Source organism: Halobacillus sp. ABA4_118 (genome assembly GCF_056160205.1).
Window position 1 is genome coordinate 2,818,270 of record NZ_JBSWWS010000001.1, and the last position, 17,561, is coordinate 2,835,830.

General features: G+C 34.8%; 21 protein-coding genes and 1 pseudogene. 20 read left to right on the plus strand and 2 right to left on the minus strand.

Features of this window, described 5'->3' with window-relative positions; genetic code table 11:
- The first annotated feature begins 311 nt into the window (after nt 1-311).
- The 5 genes and pseudogenes from ACXAGL_RS14180 (at nt 312) to ACXAGL_RS14200 (ending at nt 3,196) form a co-directional block, all read left to right on the plus strand.
- Nucleotides 312-527, plus strand: coding sequence for a helix-turn-helix transcriptional regulator (locus tag ACXAGL_RS14180; protein WP_160842064.1), 216 nt, complete (start codon nt 312-314; stop codon nt 525-527).
- A 1-nt stretch (nt 528) separates the two neighbouring features.
- A complete protein-coding gene (locus ACXAGL_RS14185; RefSeq protein WP_160890397.1) occupies nt 529-816 on the plus strand; it encodes a hypothetical protein in 288 nt (95 codons plus the stop codon).
- Nucleotides 817-993: 177 nt separating this feature from the next.
- Nucleotides 994-1,446, plus strand: a pseudogene (locus ACXAGL_RS14190) (VOC family protein).
- A gap of 217 nt (nt 1,447-1,663) precedes the next feature.
- The gene (locus ACXAGL_RS14195; RefSeq protein ID WP_474991450.1) at nt 1,664-2,218 is read left to right on the plus strand and encodes an alpha/beta fold hydrolase; all 555 of its coding nucleotides are present in this window, start codon (nt 1,664-1,666) and stop codon (nt 2,216-2,218) included.
- Between the two features lie 183 nt (nt 2,219-2,401).
- Entirely contained in the window at nt 2,402-3,196 is a 795-nt protein-coding gene (locus ACXAGL_RS14200) for a phosphotransferase (protein ID WP_474991452.1), read from the plus strand.
- 123 nt (nt 3,197-3,319) lie between these two features.
- On the opposite strand, the gene ACXAGL_RS14205 is transcribed toward ACXAGL_RS14200, so the two are convergent.
- The gene (locus tag ACXAGL_RS14205; RefSeq protein WP_474991454.1) at nt 3,320-3,895 is read right to left on the minus strand and encodes a hypothetical protein; all 576 of its coding nucleotides are present in this window, start codon (nt 3,893-3,895) and stop codon (nt 3,320-3,322) included.
- A 566-nt stretch (nt 3,896-4,461) separates the two neighbouring features.
- On the opposite strand from ACXAGL_RS14205, the gene ACXAGL_RS14210 reads away from it, so the two are divergent.
- The 15 genes from ACXAGL_RS14210 (at nt 4,462) to ACXAGL_RS14280 (ending at nt 16,251) form a co-directional block, all read left to right on the plus strand.
- Nucleotides 4,462-4,668 carry a helix-turn-helix transcriptional regulator gene (locus tag ACXAGL_RS14210; RefSeq protein WP_160841534.1) on the plus strand — a complete coding sequence of 69 codons (207 nt, stop codon included), beginning with the start codon at nt 4,462-4,464 and terminating at the stop codon, nt 4,666-4,668.
- An 11-nt stretch (nt 4,669-4,679) separates the two neighbouring features.
- Nucleotides 4,680-5,006, plus strand: coding sequence for a hypothetical protein (locus ACXAGL_RS14215; RefSeq protein ID WP_160841533.1), 327 nt, complete (start codon nt 4,680-4,682; stop codon nt 5,004-5,006).
- A 207-nt stretch (nt 5,007-5,213) separates the two neighbouring features.
- Nucleotides 5,214-5,486 (plus strand): hypothetical protein, encoded by a 273-nt coding sequence (locus ACXAGL_RS14220; RefSeq protein WP_474991456.1) that lies wholly within the window; start codon nt 5,214-5,216, stop codon nt 5,484-5,486.
- A 213-nt stretch (nt 5,487-5,699) separates the two neighbouring features.
- Nucleotides 5,700-5,885 (plus strand): DUF6366 family protein, encoded by a 186-nt coding sequence (locus tag ACXAGL_RS14225; RefSeq protein WP_474984652.1) that lies wholly within the window; start codon nt 5,700-5,702, stop codon nt 5,883-5,885.
- A gap of 133 nt (nt 5,886-6,018) precedes the next feature.
- Nucleotides 6,019-6,351 carry a hypothetical protein gene (locus ACXAGL_RS14230; RefSeq protein ID WP_160890287.1) on the plus strand — a complete coding sequence of 111 codons (333 nt, stop codon included), beginning with the start codon at nt 6,019-6,021 and terminating at the stop codon, nt 6,349-6,351.
- A gap of 552 nt (nt 6,352-6,903) precedes the next feature.
- Complete coding sequence (locus ACXAGL_RS14235; RefSeq protein WP_474991458.1) at nt 6,904-8,895, plus strand: ABC transporter permease subunit; 1,992 nt, start codon at nt 6,904-6,906, stop codon at nt 8,893-8,895.
- Between the two features lie 230 nt (nt 8,896-9,125).
- Nucleotides 9,126-9,599 carry a hypothetical protein gene (locus ACXAGL_RS14240; protein WP_474991460.1) on the plus strand — a complete coding sequence of 158 codons (474 nt, stop codon included), beginning with the start codon at nt 9,126-9,128 and terminating at the stop codon, nt 9,597-9,599.
- A 1,044-nt stretch (nt 9,600-10,643) separates the two neighbouring features.
- Nucleotides 10,644-11,435 (plus strand): phosphatidate cytidylyltransferase, encoded by a 792-nt coding sequence (locus tag ACXAGL_RS14245; protein ID WP_474991462.1) that lies wholly within the window; start codon nt 10,644-10,646, stop codon nt 11,433-11,435.
- Between the two features lie 143 nt (nt 11,436-11,578).
- Entirely contained in the window at nt 11,579-11,902 is a 324-nt protein-coding gene (locus ACXAGL_RS14250) for a hypothetical protein (protein ID WP_474991464.1), read from the plus strand.
- 204 nt (nt 11,903-12,106) lie between these two features.
- Entirely contained in the window at nt 12,107-12,367 is a 261-nt protein-coding gene (locus tag ACXAGL_RS14255) for a hypothetical protein (RefSeq protein WP_306462670.1), read from the plus strand.
- Nucleotides 12,368-12,772: 405 nt separating this feature from the next.
- The gene (locus ACXAGL_RS14260) at nt 12,773-13,540 is read left to right on the plus strand and encodes an alpha/beta fold hydrolase (RefSeq protein WP_474991466.1); all 768 of its coding nucleotides are present in this window, start codon (nt 12,773-12,775) and stop codon (nt 13,538-13,540) included.
- 315 nt (nt 13,541-13,855) lie between these two features.
- Nucleotides 13,856-14,104: a hypothetical protein gene (locus ACXAGL_RS14265; protein ID WP_474991467.1), complete on the plus strand. Its 249-nt coding sequence runs from the start codon at nt 13,856-13,858 to the stop codon at nt 14,102-14,104.
- Between the two features lie 388 nt (nt 14,105-14,492).
- Complete coding sequence (locus ACXAGL_RS14270) at nt 14,493-15,320, plus strand: lysostaphin resistance A-like protein (RefSeq protein ID WP_474991468.1); 828 nt, start codon at nt 14,493-14,495, stop codon at nt 15,318-15,320.
- Between the two features lie 192 nt (nt 15,321-15,512).
- Entirely contained in the window at nt 15,513-15,986 is a 474-nt protein-coding gene (locus ACXAGL_RS14275; protein ID WP_474991470.1) for a GNAT family N-acetyltransferase, read from the plus strand.
- A 76-nt stretch (nt 15,987-16,062) separates the two neighbouring features.
- Nucleotides 16,063-16,251 carry a hypothetical protein gene (locus ACXAGL_RS14280; RefSeq protein ID WP_474991472.1) on the plus strand — a complete coding sequence of 63 codons (189 nt, stop codon included), beginning with the start codon at nt 16,063-16,065 and terminating at the stop codon, nt 16,249-16,251.
- Nucleotides 16,252-16,454: 203 nt separating this feature from the next.
- On the opposite strand, the gene ACXAGL_RS14285 is transcribed toward ACXAGL_RS14280, so the two are convergent.
- A complete protein-coding gene (locus tag ACXAGL_RS14285) occupies nt 16,455-17,393 on the minus strand; it encodes an AraC family transcriptional regulator (protein WP_474991473.1) in 939 nt (312 codons plus the stop codon).
- Nucleotides 17,394-17,561 lie beyond the last annotated feature (168 nt).

A 17,561-nucleotide genomic window follows, 5' to 3' on the forward strand; every position in this document is an offset into this window, starting at 1 on the left:
CATTAATTGAATAAGATAATACAAAAAGAACTTCCATTTTTAATGGGGGTTCTTTTTTTGCAAGCAGTATAAAGAAGAAATCTTCTCAGAAAAAAAATTTGATGTGGCTTCTTTAAGTAAGGTGATTTTCAAGAGCTAATACCTTGAATTTTCATAATGTCTAATAATGGTGAAAGCTATTATAGTAGTTCTCTTCTAAGTTCTAAGATTAAACAGTCAAACCATCGTTTTGTAAAATACTCTTGTCAATATGTTAAAAATTATATTCAATTTGACAAAAATATGTTACATTGAACTTGAGGAGGAAAAAAATGAAAAAAACGGGTAATTTATCAAATTCTGTTTATTTATTGCGAGCAGAAAGGAGGTTGTCGCAAAGTGAATTAGCTAAATTAATTGGTGTAAGCCGTCAGACAATAGCATCTTTAGAATCAAATAAGTATAATCCCTCTTTGGTTCTTGCGTTTAAAATTGCACGTACTTTTGATAAGAACGTCGAAGATATATTTACATATGAGGAGGAATAACATGTTAACCATTATTACTTACATCTTGTTTATCCCACTAATTTTAAGTTTTTTGCATTGGGCTACTTTCATGAATACTGAAGGGAAAGATGAAAGAGGTCAAATTATTTTGGGGAGAGTTAGCCAAGTTACATGGGGGCTAATTATTTTCGGAGGTGCTATCCTTCTTATAATTGATGTTTTGATCAATCTTTCTAAAACATCATTTCAACAAGGATTACTTATCCTCCTTTCCATTGTAATGATACTAAATTCTACCTTCATATTTAGAATTAAAAAGACAATGTAAGGAATATGATGTTCACCTATGATGGAGTGAAATCTGTCAATTATTTTGAGTTCGAGTCTTATAAAAAAGAGGGCGATTCTGAAACATCACCTAGCATTCGGAATTTGTAGCTTCTTAATAGAATAATTTATGAAGATAACTCAGATAAAGGATTTACGCACAAAAGGAGATTTAACTATGGCAAATAACGAATTACTAAGAATGAACAATCTCGGAATCGTTGAAGAATCCCTTGAAAACGCAATCGCTTTCTTCGAAGAGATTGACTTGTAACTCGAAGGACGAGCCATTATCGAAAGGAAAGGGGCTGGTTGCGTAACCGGATTGGGTGCTCAGTGCATAGAGATTGCAATAATGGTTACACCAGATGGACACAGCCGAATTGAACTTTCGCGATTTCTTATCCCATCTACTATATCAGATCACCGGACTGCTCCTGTAAACGCCCTCGGTTACCAACGCGTTATGTTCACCGTTGAGGACATGGACGAAATGGTATACAGGCTCACAAAGTATGGTGCTCAATTCGTTGGCGAAGTGGTTCAGTTCGAGGACTCGTATCGGCTCTGCTACATTCGTGGAACTGAAGGACTTCTGATCGGTTTGGCGGAACAACTCGGTGACAAATAAGAAAGTGAGGTTTTATAAGAACCTTTTACTGAAATAAAAATTGATTCTGACAAGAGTGTGAAAGTACTTGTTGAAGGTGAGTACGTTGTATAACTGCTCATGGTCACCATGAGAAGATGAAGGGAAATGGGGAGTAGTTTCTGGCTAGAATCTAAATTTGTTAATCAACTTTCAACTTCCTATTTGTTAATAGAACTCTCAATAAGGAGGTCATTAATTGAAGAAGCAAGTATTATTTATTCACAGTGCAGGTCCACAGGAAGGAAAGCAAGGAAGTAGTAATCTAATCACATATTTACAAAGTTCATTAAGTGAGGATTACCATTTAACCTGTCCGGCCATGCCTAATCCCGAAAACCCGAGTTATGCTGCGTGGAAGGCTTTACTAAAAGAGAAACTTTCTGAGTTGAAGGGCAACGTTGTTCTGATTGGTCATTCACTGGGAGGCTCAGTCCTTTTAAAGTATCTCTCGGAAGAAGCTTGTAACGTATCAATCTCTGGCTTATTTGTGATGGGATCGCCCTACTGGGGCCTGGATAAAGATTGGTTAAACCGAGAGTTTGAACTCTCGAATGATTTTGCTTCAAAAGTTCCTCAAATCTCACAAATCTATCTTTATCAAAGCCGTAATGATGAAGTTGTTCCCTTTAGTCATTTCGAGCATTACGCTTATAAGCTTCCACACGCGAAGACAAGGGTCTTTAAGAATTATGGACATTTATTTCAGGATGATCTACCTGAACTTGTTCACGATATTGAGTCTACTCGGTGAGGGTTTTCCTTAGAAATAATTTTACATTAAGAGAAGGGGAGAAAAGGTTCATTTAAGTTTGAAAAATCTCAGTATCGAGTCCTCTGTTAACGGGGGCGATTGTTCAATATAGGCAATCGCTTTTTCTAACTACGAAAGACGATCGAGTAATGTAGAGAGTCTTAATAAGGGGAGAGATATTCAATGTCAAATTCTGAGGAAGAAGAAAAGCTAGCTGGTGGGAATGTCTCAAATGTATATCGATTTGATGATACTGTTCGACGAGAAATAAAACCTGGCAGTTTGAAAATACATAGATTATTACAACATTTAGAGAGTAAAGGTTTTAATTATGCCCCAAAGATTTTAGGAATTGATGAAAAAAATAGGGAGATATTATCCTTCATTGAAGGAGAAGCTGGAAATTACCCTCTGAAAAGATATATGTGGTCAAATGATGTATTAAAAGAAATAGCACAAATTCTTCGTCTTTATCATGACGCAGTTAGTGACTTTCCGTTGATAAATGAGTGGAGTCCAATTGACAATACTCCTAGTAATAGAGAAGTTCTATGCCATAATGATTTTGCTGTGTACAATATTATTTTTAATCATGAACAGCCAGTAGGCATTATTGACTTTGATGTTGCAGCTCCTGGTCCAAGACTTTGGGACATAGCCTACACCCTTTATACATGCGTTCCTTTAAGCAGACTTTACCATAATGAAGCAGGTGAAGCTGTCTATTATAATGCTTCACATGATGCAGAACGGATCAAAGCTAGAATTAAGTTATTTTTTGATTCTTACGGTATTGAAGGTATGGAGGAAGGTTATTTAGAAATGGTATTGTTGCGGTTAAAAGGGCTATGTAAATATATTAAGAGAAAAGCCAATGAAGGAGACACTGCATTTCAAAAAATGATAAACGAAGGACACCTGGAGCATTATGAAAAAGATATTGAATTCATTCGTGAACATGGAAGAGAGTGGATTTGATCAGGATAATTAAGTGAATTATGAGTGGCTAGATTATCTGATATCTTGAAACCAAGTCTTACAGTAACGGGGGCTTTTCTGAAAAAGACACAACTCAATGATAAAGACTAATCTTGCCTTAAATTATTCATGGAAATTCAAGTCTATAATAAGTCCCAGTGCTATAAATAGATTGTAATATTCCGAGGACGGGTCTTTCATGTCTAATTTAAATACATCTAAAGAATCAAAAAAGTTTTTAAGGCTTGATGGGATCGTTGTTTTTTTGACTCTCATTAATAATTTTTCATTATTATCCAAAAAATCAAAACTGTAACCACTAAAGTTTCCTGTGCCTTTAATAATTTCTTCATGATCTTTATAGATAGTGATGGATGTTTTTGGGTTCTTTAACCCTGCTTTCGCTTCAATAGAGTAGATTTCTTCATTAAAAGATTTATACGTATATGTATTTGAAAAACCTCTAGTTTTTATTAATTCTCCAATAAGTTTGTTTTTCTTTGTCATTAGATTTAAATTGACCCCAGTGAAAGCATAGAGACTTAAGCTTTTTAGTAGCATATTAATTTTGTCTCTTGAACTAGATAGGTCTTCTTCAATTATACCGACAATCTTCTCGTTACTTGCAAGCCTATAATGTTTGCTTTGGCTTCTAAATCTATTTTCTTGTTTTAAATAAAGTACACTGTAGTTTTCCACCAAGGAGTCTCCTTTATATGAATGAAATTCTAGAGAATTAAATGAACTAACTTCGCATTTTACAAAGTGGTTAGGCGCGTATCAAAAACTCTTTTCTAATATTTACATAAGTGATTATTAAATTCAATATGCCGGGTTTAGAGAAATAAAACAGATTTAGAGCTTTTGCATATGAAAAAAAAGAGCATCTAAAAAACACGTCATTCCGTAATTTATTAGTGGTTAATCGCTATTTTTCTTGATCACACCCATATTGGAGTCGTAGTACTAAACAGGAGCATTCCACCACCGGGATTCAAAATTATCTCGGTTCCGAGTCTTCCTGTATCGGGGGCAATTCTTTAACCGAAGAATTGCCTCCTTCTTAATGTTTTGGGCAGGTTTCTGGAAGACTCAGTTTCGAAACAATTGTCACAATGTACCACATGTTTTTGCTGAAAAAAGCAGAAAAATTTTGAATTGAGACTAATCAATGTGTAAAAAGTATTTGACACGTTGATTGGTCTTTATTACCATGATAGGTGTAAAAAGTATTTGACATAAATAATGGAAGAGGTGATATAAATTTGAAAAATAGTATAAAGAGTTTGAGAGAAGGTTTAGGAATTTCTCAAGGTAAATTGGCTCAGCTATGCGGGGTAAGTAGACAAACAATAAACGCCATAGAAAACAATAAATATGATCCTAGTTTAGAATTAGCTTTTGCTATTGCATTATCTTTAGATAGTACAGTAGACTGCCTTTTTAATTACCAAAAAACATTAAAGAAATGAGGAATAATAAAATGTACATATTAGTAATAATTCTAGCTGGACTTATAGTCTCTGCTGTCATAGTGGCGTCGAAAAGAATATCTGGTGATGAAACGGGATTTTCAAGAGAAGACGAACGCCAAAAAATCATACTTAAAAATGCGGCACTATCAAGCTGGCAAATGATTTTGTTATATGCTTGTATTCGATTAATGAACCTGGTTCCTTTTGTTAATGGTTTTATAGATCCTACCACTATACAGACTATTCAGTTTTTCTCTAATGGTGGTGATATTCTTTTAATAGCTGCATTAGGTTATGGTATGGGGGCAGTTAGCTCATATTTCCGTTATTCTTAAATGTAGCACGCTTTAGCTTCCATGGTTGAAGTTATAAATGCATTTGATTACATTTATGATTGATTATTATTGGATATAGAGTATATATCTCGAAATCAAGTCTTCCGTTATAGAGGGCTTTACTTTAATAGGGAATATCATTAGTTAATATTTCTTGTTCACTTGTTTTGGCATAACCCTGATTAAAATAAAGAAAGAGGTGTGACATTGAGAAACGCTTTAGGGTATGGTTTCTTATTATTAATTATATTGTCAATTACAATATTCTTTAGCCTGAAAATGTTCATTAGTTTAGTTAATATTATCGGTTTTGGGTCAGCTTTAATTTCTGCTTTCCTTATGAAAACGTTTATTAGAAGGTCTGAATTAAATGTGGCTTCAACAGATAAAGGAGCTAGAGAAGAAAGAAGGTTAGGAATGATGATTGGCATATTCGGTTCACCATTTCTGATTACTTCGATTATCTTTTTGATAACGTAAATAAAAGCAGTTTTAAGTTTTATAAGTAATGGCGAATTATCTCGAAATCAAGTCTTCAAGTAACGGGGGCAATTCTACAACAAAAGAATTGCCCTCTTCTTAATGTTTTGGGCAGGTTAGGTGAAGACTTGGGTTCTAGATAATAGCCAGTTTTGAAACTAAACTGGATTAGTATCGTATGTTTATTAAGAGAAATGATTTTGGAGGAATTAGATGGGAAATGAAACTCCTGAAAAAAGAAGAGAAAAACTAAGACAAAAAGAGTTAAGCAATCCTTCAAGTAGTGGACACGGAAGCAATCTTGCAGATTTAGTTGGTGGCTTAGGCTGGAAGGGAACTGGTATATTTATTCTCCTAATAATAGCTGGGTTTATAATTTATTCCTTGTTTTTTCGATAAGAGACATATTGTAAAACAATAAGATATATCTCTAATTCAAGTCTTACGTAAACGGGGGCGATTGTTCAATATAGACGATCGTCCTTTTAACTAACAGAGCAGTGTACTTTAATAAATGGAGGGGGGGAACAATATGAGATGTGAATGTAAACAACAAAAAACAAATGAATTAAAAGTTGAGGGAGATGTAGGTGCAGACCCTATTTGGTGTAATCACTGTAATTGCAACCTTGACATAGAAGAGATTCCAATTGAACTCGATTTGAAGTTGGAGTTAATGAAATGGATTGGGAAGTATGGTGAATGGATTGATTGGGATAAAGATGAAATAGTTCCTAATGGTGTAGAACTTGAAGCAGAACATAATAAAGAGGGATTGAAAATAACAGAAAAAGTACAGAAAGAACTTGAAGGTAAATACAAAGTTTCCTTTTCACCATCGACATTTGCAAAGGCATATAAATAGAATACATTCATCCTTCTGGTCTCAAGGCGTACTTTAGTTAAAGATATGCTTCAATATCTTGAATACAAGTCTTACGCTAGCGGGGGCTATTGTTCAATATAATGCTTGCTTTCAACATTAATGATGTTTAATAAAATCGAAGCTAAGATAAAGGGGGAATTGTTTTGGAAAGGAAAACTATGAACTTCGTAAAACTTTTATTAGGAGTAGTAGTAGGAATTGCTATTTATGAAGTGGTAAAAGGATTATTTTTTTAAGTGATATCTATGGTGTGTAGTTAAATAATAGGTGTGTTACTTAAAGTGTGTTTCAATTTACCTCGAATTCAAGTCTTGCGCTAACGGGGGCGATTGTTTAATAAGAGCAATCGCTTTTTTTATCTCAGGATAGTTGAAGTCTCAGTTTCGGAATGAAATTGCATGAAGGGTGTGGGGGAACTACCATCTCCCTCTACATTCACGGATAAAATTATACTTAAATTAAATTACAAAAAATTGAAACTTTGCCCCTTAGTTATCGTATGGAATATCAAGACAGAAATGGGGGATCCGTTTGAATGTCGCTAAATTTTGCATGAAATATCTTTTTGGTGTCATCGGTATAATTTTAATAAGTTGTATATCAGTTATATTCTTTAATGGATTTAAATGGAATCTACCGCTCTATTTTCAAAGCGTTGCACATGTAATAAATCAGATATTAACTCCCTCAGAATGGGTCTTCCAACATCGTCTTAATTATCAATACTTAGAAAAGCCTCTCTTATCTTATATATCAGATAACTACCTTTATTCTATGACCATTTTATTTTCCGCGCTAGCCATTGCCATTGTAATGGGACTTGTATTAGCTATATCGACCTTTGGGTTACCTAGAAAGATAAGTCGGGCCATACATACTGTTTTAAATAGTTTAGAAGCATTGCCAGATATTCTGTTTATATTCTTATTACAAATGTTCGTGGTTTGGTTTTTTAAGTCGTTTGATCTTTTACTTTTTCGATTTGTCTATTTAGGTGAAGAAAAAATATACCTATCTCCTATTTTGTCATTATGTATTTTACCAACTGTGCTATTTTACAGGACTTGTCTTTTACTACTGGAAGAAGAATGGAGAAGAGACTATGTTACATTAGCAAAAAGTAAAGGGCTAGGAAACACAACTATTCTTGTAAAGCATTGTTTAAGTAATATTAAAAGAAACCTAATCATACAATCAAAGCCGATTCTGTGGCTTACACTGTCGAGTTTATTAGTCATCGAGTATTTACATAACTTCTATGGAATTGTGCGGTTAATCTTTTTTGATACAAGACCTTTTATCATGGCGGTATCATTGATTCTAATCTTCACTCCATTCTATATCATTTATTCTTTGTTGGATGGGCTGGTTGGGGAAGAAACGAAAAAGGGCACCTTATCTCCGCCTTCTATGCTAAAAAATGCTGAAGTTCTTCATCTCCAAAAATTTTCGCTTAAAGGGTTCATGGGAAGAATGATTTCCGTGTGGAGTGCACTTGTTAAACAATTTTTGCTATTACTTAAAAGCCCGAAGTTTCTTGTAGGTCTAGGGTATATTATTTTGATGCTGGGTATCAGCATATTGTATAACACGCCAGTTGAAAATGTAGGGTTAGTGGAGGACGCAAAAGGAAACATTCAAGCTCCTCCTCATTCCTGGGGCGAAGGGAAGTTAATTTTCGGCTCCAATTTAAATGGATATTCTGTTTTACAAATGTTGATTGTCGGAGCGAAGTACACGATCTTGTTAACCCTCTTGGTTGCTCTTGCCAGAGTAGTTATCGGTTATATACTCAGCATCCCTTATACTTTCTGGTTAGGATCCCGGTCAAAGAAAGTCATTAATGGATTAGCTGATGGAATGCAGTTTTTGCCTATGACATTAATTGCCTACGTCTTACTTGTGGATGTCGTGATTTTTGAAAAACATCAAAAACAACTTGCTGAATCGCTAATGGTTCCAAATTTAGTATTAGAATTGACTATTTTGATTGTTTTCGCTCTCCCAGTCTTGTTGAATGTTATAGGACAGGAATCCGATGAAACCTTGAAAAAAGAGTACATTCAAGCTGCTATGCTTCTCGGAGCAAGTAAGGTAAGGATTATCTTTAAACACATGACTCCCCATTTGGTTCCAAGGTTATTTTTATTGCTTGGACAACAAATGATTCAAGTTCTACAGGTTCTCCTGCACCTTGGAGTGCTTTCCATATTCTTAGGTGGGACGATTCGAGGAAATAAAGAGGGGGCTTCTCAATCTTTGATCTATGAATGGACATCGCTCTTTGAAACGATGAAAATTGGAATAATGACAGAGAGGTATTGGTTAATCATCCCTGTTTTAGTGTTGTACGTCCTTCTCATCTTGTCTATTCAAGCTGTAGTGAAAAGTCTTATTGAAAATCAGCAACGTAAGATAGGGATTCATTCAAAACCAAAAGTGAAGAAATCGATGGAATTTAATGAAGAGGGTAAATCATATAAAGATAAGGAAGTGTTCTCCTTTGTTAAAGATTATATATAAGGAATTTATCTCGGATTCGAGTCTTCCTGTAACGGGGGCGATTCTATAAGAGAGAATTGCCCCTTTGTTTGGTTTGGGTATGATACTAGAAGATTTAGATTCGCGGTAATAATATTTGAAACTTTAATAATTCTAAATCGTATGTGAAATATGAGACCTTTTGCATGTATTTGCTGTAGACTACACTTTTAACATGCAATCAACAACATGTTCTTAGAAGGGGAGATAGTATGAAAAAATTATTACTAATAATAACTTTACCATTGATTTTAGTGGCATGTAGTTCGACAAGTGGATTACATAAATTCAATAATGATGAGCTGAGCAAAAAAACGGAAGATTTGGTTTTTAACCCTCAACTTCCCACAGAACTTCCATTTGAAGTAGAACGAGCTGACTTTAGTCATCCTCCTAAGGTGCAGCAACCATATAAAACTTTAACTTTTGATTTCTATGGAGAAAATAAGGAGCACCTTAGTTTATTAACTGTAAACGGAGGTGACGTTTCTTCTACTTCTCAAGAAGAATATCATGATGTACAAGTAGGGGGTGAATCTGGAAAATATTTTGTCGATAGTTCAGGAACTAAGACTTTGAGATGGGCAGAAGGAAAGATTCATTATGTTTTAAAATATTTTGCTAAACAGTCGGAAACTAAAGTTGAAAAAAATGATTTAATTGAGGCAGCAGAGTCTTTTCAATAATATCAAGAAGGAAATTATTTTACCTGGGCCTGAAATTATATCTTAAAAAAATAATTCTTGAAGAATTGGGGGCGATTGCTTAATAAGAGCAATCGCTTTTCTACTAGTGGGTAGGATTTTGTAAGACTCAGTTTCAAAATACTCACTGCCTTGAAACTAAAGAGACCTAATTTCGTATGTAATAGACAAGGCGACATTATTGAGGCATTATTGGGTGCTATATTAACGTTAACTATTATTTAAAGAAAGTTGTGTTTTTGAATGAAGTTTTTACAAAAACAGACTTTAATTCGATCCTTGATTTGGAGATCAAACAGTGGATTTATTCGTCTTGAAATCAAGTCTTCCACAATAGGGGGCTTTAATTAAATAATGTCTATCTCAAATTATGTCTTGAATGGTAGTGAAAGGAGGATTTTATGAGCTTTTGGACTTGGGGCTATTGCTATCGCCTTGATTAGTGGAATACTTTTTTCTAACTCTTCTAAGAGAAAGGCTGAAAGAAAACATATAGTTGCACTTACTTGGTTTATCATCGCAGTAATCTTATTTTTTGTTTGGTGGTTTACACGTTGACTTAATACAGTTAGTACATAGCTCTATTTGAAGACATCTCGATACTGAGTCTTAAAGAAATGGGGGCGTTTCTATAAAATATTTTATTGATTTATTCTCAAGCTTTTCATTCGTAATAGGCTGGTTCATAGTAGTTGTTGCTACATGCTACTTCATCCCCTCTATATTTCTTGGAGGGATATTTTTATTAGTCTCTTTTTTAGCTATTTTATTTGGAGTGATGCTCATTTGGGTGTCAAAACAAATATAGTTAATATCTACAATTACATGATGATTAAACACTTTGAAACCGAGTCTTCCTCAATAGAGGCGATTGCTCGATAGAGCGCTATAAGTGATGGCTCTCCCTCCTTAAAGAGTTTCGGGTAAGTTTAATCTTATAGGTTGTGGTATTAAAGTGAATTTGAAATAATTGTAATTAACGAAGGATAATGCTACATACATTTTCTTATGCTTGGAGTTTTGGCAATGAAAGAACGTGTTAGTACTGGAATATTAATAGCCTTATTGTTCTTAATTGTGTTTTACATAGGTCAACAATGGTTTATATATTCAATGTTGTTACTAGCCTTAGTTGGATATTATGAATTTACTACGATCATAAAGATTAAGAAATGGGGAAGGAAATGGTTCATAGGGGCCTTAGGAGTTTTCCTATTATTCATTCCTTTGTTTAACCCCTCCTATGAAGATATACATATAAAAGTAATACTTGCTCTGATTGTTTCTTTTCTTACAGCTACGATTCTAAGTGAAGAAAGAGCTACAGAACAATTTTCTATCGAAAAGGCTGGAACCCTTTTAATTGGGGTGTTATATATTGGATTCGGATTCCAGTTGTTAGTTCAAGCAAGATTAGAGGAAGGAATCATATGGACATTCACTGTTTTAATTATTATATGGTCCACAGATACGGGCGCTTATTTTGTTGGTAAAACGCTGGGTAAAACAAAGCTTGCCCCCAATACTAGTCCAAATAAAACGGTTGAAGGTTCAGTGGGAGGAATAGTAGTTGCTTTTTTAGTAGGACTATTAATGCAATGGCAATGGGAGGTTTTCTCCAGCTATTTTATTTCCATTATGGTTATTATTTTCATTTCCATCTTAGGACAAATAGGCGACTTAGCAGAGTCAGCATTAAAACGTTACTTCCAGGTTAAAGATTCAGGAAAAATATTCCCGGGGCATGGAGGCGTTTTAGATCGCTTGGATAGCTGGATATTTGTATTTATAGGATTGAAAATTATAGGTATCATTTAGAAACGTTAGATGGCGGTTGCTCAATAGAGCAATCGCCACAATTGCTTTTTGTAATTTAGTCTTTTCTGGAGACATCTTGAAATCAAGTTTTACATTAACGGGGGCTTATGTGGAATATTAGTCGTAACGAAAGGGTTTTTTGATTGTTAAAAAAAGTGATATCTTTGGTTTGTTTAACAATTGTTGTGTTGGTTCTTGGAATGGTGGTAACTACACCATCCGAAGCAGCTTTTAACAAATGGGTTTCCGAAAAACACAATATCAATTGTGAAGCAGATGGGAATTGTTTGAATGGAAAAAGTCAGATAAGGTTTAGTTCCTCTCATTTTAAGAACGCAGGAGTATTTGCTTCGCAGGAACAAAAATATGAAGATCCGGATGGAGGGGAAATAATAGTAAGAACTTTAGGTGTGTTCGGTCAGTTGATTGAGATGGAGAACAGCAAACTATGGGAGGTATTCAATTAAGTTTTATCTGAGGTGGAAATTATCTCGGAATCGAGTCTTAATGTATCGGGGGGGGGGGCGAATGTTTAAGAGAGCACTAGCCCTTCGTTACATAAGCACAAGTAACATCATTGGTTTAACCTATTAAACTGACGGATTAGTATAGTTGAAAAAATAAATAGGTTATTGGGTTAAAGTTAAAGAAGAACAAAAGGGGGGATAGTAGTGGAGAAAGAGAAATCGAATAAAAAATGGACTATATTATCTGGTATATGTTTTTTAGTGGGAGTGGCATTATGGTTACCTAATTTTATACTTCAATATGGTTATGGTTTTTGGATATTAACATTTATTATTAACCCTGTAGGTGCAGTATTTGGCTATTTAGGGAAAAGTAAGTTTGGCATTATATCAAATATAATTATGACTTTTAGTTTTTTTATAATTATGTTTGTAGGATATCTTCTTGCAGCTCTTTTTGCTTAAAGACTATTGTAGTAAAGGGCGCTAAAGTAAATAACAGTAAGAGATATTATCTCGAATTTGAGTCTTAAATTAACGGGGGGGTTTCTTCAGAAGGTCATTTTTTATATTGGCATAGTTTGGGAATGTACTTCATTGGTAATAGAGTTCAGTAAGAGAGCGAATGGAGTGATTCTTATGAATGACAGTAATAATTATTTTACTAGTTGTCGCAGGTTGGGGAGCTATAATGCTCAGGGATTTTGACGTTGCAAAGGGTAAAATTAAGGGGAGCTGGATCCATACTGGAGCTGTTATTATATTTGCCTTATTGCTGATTTGGGTTGCAACTAGTGTTTAATACCTTTAATAATCATTAATTCAAAAATTAAATATAGTTGGGAAAATTTGATTTAAGTCTCCCGCTAAATGGTACGAATATCTAATAAAGATAATCGTCTTTTTATCGGCTTGAAATTGGAATTACATGTTACATTTATACCAAAGGAGGAGATCAAAATAGAGAAAATATATATGTTGCACGGTTTCATGGGAACTTCTAAATCACACTTCAGTAGTCAAATAGATTATTTTAAGGAAAAGTATGAACTAGTAACTTTAGATTTACCCGGCCACGGGGATAGTCCATTGGAATCTACTGAAGACTATTTTGAACAAACGCTTGAATATGTGATCTCTCGACTCAAAGCGGGAGGAGAGGGGTGTTTAATGGGGTTATCCTTAGGAGCGTCGATTGCTGTACATATTTCCTTAAGAAAACCCGAGTTAGTTAAAGGAATTATACTGACTGGATATACCCCCTACATACCCGAAGAGTTAAAGGAAGTAATGGAAAAACAATATGATTACTTTTTAAATATTGAGGAGAACAATACACAGATAGCTCGGAGCTTTGAGGATCTGCACGGGGATAAATGGAGAAAAACGCTTGAACACGTACTTCATAATATGACATTTAAGTATCCCAGTATTTCTAAAGCGGATTTCGAAAAACTTAGTACCCCAGTTCTATTGCTTAATGGTAGCAGTGACAAGCACGAAGTAGAAGCTGTAGCTTACGTGAGAGAAAATAAAGAAGATGCTCTTATTGGATTAATTCCAGGTGCAGGGCATACCGCGAATTTGGACCAACCAGATATTTTCAATAAGATAGTAGAAAACTTTTTAGAGCCTTGAAGTAGATAAATTATCTCAATATCAAGTCTTCAAGTATTGGGGGCAATGGTTCAATAGAAACATTGGCTTTTTCACTAATTAGAGAGGGGGCCATTTTGGGTTATAAATTAAGTAGGGGTATTGGATTGTTGTGTTTAGGTTATTTCTTCATAGTTTTATTCTTTGAATTAAATATCCAGGGCTGGATTACTACATTGGTTGGACTGTTATTATGGTCATTGTATTTTTTTGTTACATACATAGATAAAAGCAGAACAAAAAACCATCAGTAACATCTATTATATTAATAGTTATAAGAGGAAGGGGGGGCCTGAAATGGTGAATTTAGGGGAGAATGGCGAATCTCAAAAAAAAGGGTTAACTGAAAAAAGAATGTACTATTTTTTTATTTTTGGTGCACTCTTATTAATCATGAATCTTTATCGACATAGTAAAGATCCATATAACCCAGAAACCTCTCCTCCCGTGTATATCTGGTATGCTGATATTTTAATCTGTGCTACCTTTATGATAGCCCCAATAATTGGTATATTGGTTTTAAGATTAAAAAGAAACAAAAAGTGACGAACATATTAAATTAAGAAATAAGCGAGGCATAAATGCCTTGTCTATTTGTCAGGTTGTCGAGAAAGTATCGATAACCTGATTTCTTTTGCCATTTTACGATGAACATCAAAAATTAAACCAGAGGATCCAGACATACTATCCCCTCTTTTGCTTAAGCAAACGCTATTAGAACGGCTTTTTATCTCGAAATCGAGTCTTCCACAAACGGGGGCGATTATCTAATATAAGGTAGTCGCCTTTTCTTTATTTTCGAACGGTAGAAAGCCTTGGTATGGCAGAATCAAAAGTTACTATAATTCCTTAATCTAATCTTGAGTATATCGAGGGGTTTTGAAATAATAAGCTTAAGTCTATGGATAATTTATAGACTTGAAAGGAGGAACAAATGAATCAAAAGAAGATAGGATTTAGATATATAAAACTATGGCCGATCATACCTTTAGTATTAGTATGGGAAATATCTTATGCGGTATTTTCAATTGGTTTTGATCCCAGTGAATCAACTACTGAGATAGCAGATATTACTTTATACATATTTGCTTTTTTATGGATTTGCCTTGAGCTATCCAAAGAAGGGATGAGGCTTTCAAAATTAAGCATTAAAAATGATGTTCAGATTCCTTGGATTAGAATGCTGTCCTTTGTTCCACTAGTAAAAATAACCGCAGCAGCTTTATTTATGACTCTTGGCGTTTCCATTCTTTTTGTATTTCCTGACATAGGTGATGTCCCTTTAGCAGATCAAAGAGTGCAGAACCAAGCATTGCCTTCTAATATTCTGTTGAAAATTATTGTAGCTGTTGTATTAGCTCCAGTTATAGAAGAGCTATTTTTCAGAGGAATGATGCTTAACAAGTTTGTTATAAAATACGGCCGTATCAAGGGTGTGATATTTACTGCAATCTTATTTACAACTGGTCACCCCTTTAGTTTCTTTAGTGCTTTCTTGATGTCCATATTGTTCTCAATAGCTTATCTGAACACCGGTAAAATATATGTTCCGATTATCTTACACTCTTTTGGTAATCTCTTAGCATTAATGAATGAACTTTACCTTTCACCTATTATAATAGGGAGTGAGGAAACTCAATCACTACCTACACAAATGGATTTAATTGTAATAATCATCATTGCTGCTATATTACTTTTTGCGACGGTGATTGGATTAGTCAAACTTTATCCAAGGGAAAAAAGATATCATCTTCGACTCTAGGAGAGCTTTTTCTAGATAACTGAATAATAAAGTTTAAAACATTTCTAAATTCAAACTATCTTGAAATCGAGTCTTAAAGTAAAGGGGGCGTTGACCTAAGAAGGATTAATGCTCCTATTTGTATAATTTCTAACGGATGGGCAGGACTGAGGAATATACTTTAATGAAAAAAACAATAGAAATGAGGGCATTATGAATTTATCCATTAAGAAAATGAACATAAATTCAGCTAGAACGATACTGAGTTGGAAATATGAAGAGCCATATGATTTTTATAATAATGAAGTGAATGAAGAAGAGTTAAGAGAACGACTCGATGGTTCTTATCAAGCTATAACTGACGAAAATGATAAATTGATTGGTTTCTTATGTACAGGTAAGACAGCTCAAATACCGGTTGGCCATAATTATGGTGTTTACAATGATAATGCTGTAGATATGGGTCTTGGTATGGACCCTGATTATACGGGAAATGGATACGGGCATGATTTTTGTTCATTTATCATTAAATACATAAAAGAAGACTATGCCGGCATTCCAATAAGACTATCAGTCGCAACATTTAACAAAAGAGCAATTAATTTATACCAAAAACTAGGATTTACAAAAAAGGATAAGTTCACTACTAACTCTGCAGAGTTTATTACTATGGTTAAAGATAATTAATGAATGTTATTCAATAATAGGGAGCTATCCTAAAATACTTATTATCAAATGTAGGTAGGAGAAGGAGGATTGCAAAATGAACAAAAGAACTAAAGATGGTATTGTCGCTACACTTGTTTTTGCAATCGTTGCTATTCTCTTCGGATACTTTATATACGGGGAAATAGAGTGGTCAACCGTAATAGGATTAACAATAGGTGGTTTTATTTCCTGGTATTTTATTTTTCCTAAAATGGAAAAGCTGGGGCGTAGAGACAAATCGTAAAAACTTCTTGAATTCGAGTCTTCAAGTAACGGGGGGCTTTAGTTATATAAGCTCATTAATGAAAAAAGAACTTCCTTTTTATGGGAGTTCTTTTTTGTGATTATTATTAACAAAAAAACTTTACAGAGCCTAATATTCATATGACCTTTAAAGTTTATAAAGGATTGTTGGATCAGTTCATGTATTAGGCAGGACTGGTTACATTAGATCGATGAACGTTGAAGTTGGTCAAAAAAGTGTGCTGTTCGTCTCATCATTTCTGAAGGAAGCTGTTTAGAGTGGCTCCACTGTTTTGGAGATAGCCCATACATACGTTTAAATTCCCGGCTGAATTGAGAGGAACTTACATAGCCTACTTCCATGGCAGCCTCGTTCACATTCATTCCACCAGCCATCTTCATAGCGGCATTGTTTAGTCGCATCGATTTCACAAACTGAATAGGTGACATCGTTGTAGCCTGCTTAAATTTGCGGTGGAATACGGCCCGGCTCATCCCAACTTGTGCGGCCATATCTTCAACGGTTACCGTTTTGTCTATCTGGGAAGATAAATACGCAATAGATCGGGAGATTTCATTACCGATTCCAAATGCTCGCATAGCGGATTCCCCTGCATCTCCTTTTAAGACTGTATAGTATAACTCTCGAAGCCTATTATCCCCAAGCACTGCTGTATCTCTAGGACTATTTCCTAATTGTAGCAAGCGTAGTAGTGCATCAGAGAATTCATCATCCCAATGAGCAAGTGCCAAACCCTGTGGGAGAGGACCACTATTGGGCTTTCCAATTACACCGGAAGCGCTCTCCATCTCTATGGCTAGTTCAGTCATCACTTTTGTATCCAGGGAGATATAGACACCTAGAAGTGGATTATCAGGAGAAGCTGTTGGAGTCCCAGCTTCCACAGGCATTGACATTGTACAACACATATATTGACTGCTGTCGTATACATGGGACTTACCATCCAATATAGCTTCCTTAGCCCCGCTTACGATAGCTACCACGGTTGGTTTATAAACCGCAGGGGCACAACGGAGAGGACTGCTGACGCGGAAAAGCTGCACACCCTTGATCCCAGTTTCCATCATGCCATCTTCAGTCATTCTTTTTTCAATAAGTTGTTTAATTCGTTGTTTATTCATAAAACAAGTGTAGCATGTTTTAATACCGATGTAACACTCTTAATACAAATGGGCATGTTTTAGCGACTATTGCGCCTGGTTAGATACATAGATGAGACTTATAATTGCTTTAGACAGGAGCATTTAATGATAAACCCCATGGGTTGTTAGTGAATAAATAGAAAAAGG

What these genes read in the sequence shown, in the direction of transcription:
- ACXAGL_RS14180 (WP_160842064.1), top strand. Translation starts at nt 312, where the DNA reads ATGAAAAAAACGGGTAATTTATCAAATTCTGTTTATTTATTGCGAGCA.
- ACXAGL_RS14185 (WP_160890397.1), top strand. Translation starts at nt 529, where the DNA reads ATGTTAACCATTATTACTTACATCTTGTTTATCCCACTAATTTTAAGT.
- ACXAGL_RS14200 (WP_474991452.1), top strand. Translation starts at nt 2,402, where the DNA reads ATGTCAAATTCTGAGGAAGAAGAAAAGCTAGCTGGTGGGAATGTCTCA.
- ACXAGL_RS14215 (WP_160841533.1), top strand. Translation starts at nt 4,680, where the DNA reads ATGTACATATTAGTAATAATTCTAGCTGGACTTATAGTCTCTGCTGTC.
- ACXAGL_RS14225 (WP_474984652.1), top strand. Translation starts at nt 5,700, where the DNA reads ATGGGAAATGAAACTCCTGAAAAAAGAAGAGAAAAACTAAGACAAAAA.
- ACXAGL_RS14230 (WP_160890287.1), top strand. Translation starts at nt 6,019, where the DNA reads ATGAGATGTGAATGTAAACAACAAAAAACAAATGAATTAAAAGTTGAG.
- ACXAGL_RS14240 (WP_474991460.1), top strand. Translation starts at nt 9,126, where the DNA reads ATGAAAAAATTATTACTAATAATAACTTTACCATTGATTTTAGTGGCA.
- ACXAGL_RS14245 (WP_474991462.1), top strand. Translation starts at nt 10,644, where the DNA reads ATGAAAGAACGTGTTAGTACTGGAATATTAATAGCCTTATTGTTCTTA.
- ACXAGL_RS14260 (WP_474991466.1), top strand. Translation starts at nt 12,773, where the DNA reads ATGGTACGAATATCTAATAAAGATAATCGTCTTTTTATCGGCTTGAAA.
- ACXAGL_RS14265 (WP_474991467.1), top strand. Translation starts at nt 13,856, where the DNA reads ATGGTGAATTTAGGGGAGAATGGCGAATCTCAAAAAAAAGGGTTAACT.
- ACXAGL_RS14270 (WP_474991468.1), top strand. Translation starts at nt 14,493, where the DNA reads ATGAATCAAAAGAAGATAGGATTTAGATATATAAAACTATGGCCGATC.
- ACXAGL_RS14275 (WP_474991470.1), top strand. Translation starts at nt 15,513, where the DNA reads ATGAATTTATCCATTAAGAAAATGAACATAAATTCAGCTAGAACGATA.
- ACXAGL_RS14280 (WP_474991472.1), top strand. Translation starts at nt 16,063, where the DNA reads ATGAACAAAAGAACTAAAGATGGTATTGTCGCTACACTTGTTTTTGCA.
- ACXAGL_RS14285 (WP_474991473.1), bottom strand. Translation starts at nt 17,393, where the DNA reads ATGAATAAACAACGAATTAAACAACTTATTGAAAAAAGAATGACTGAA.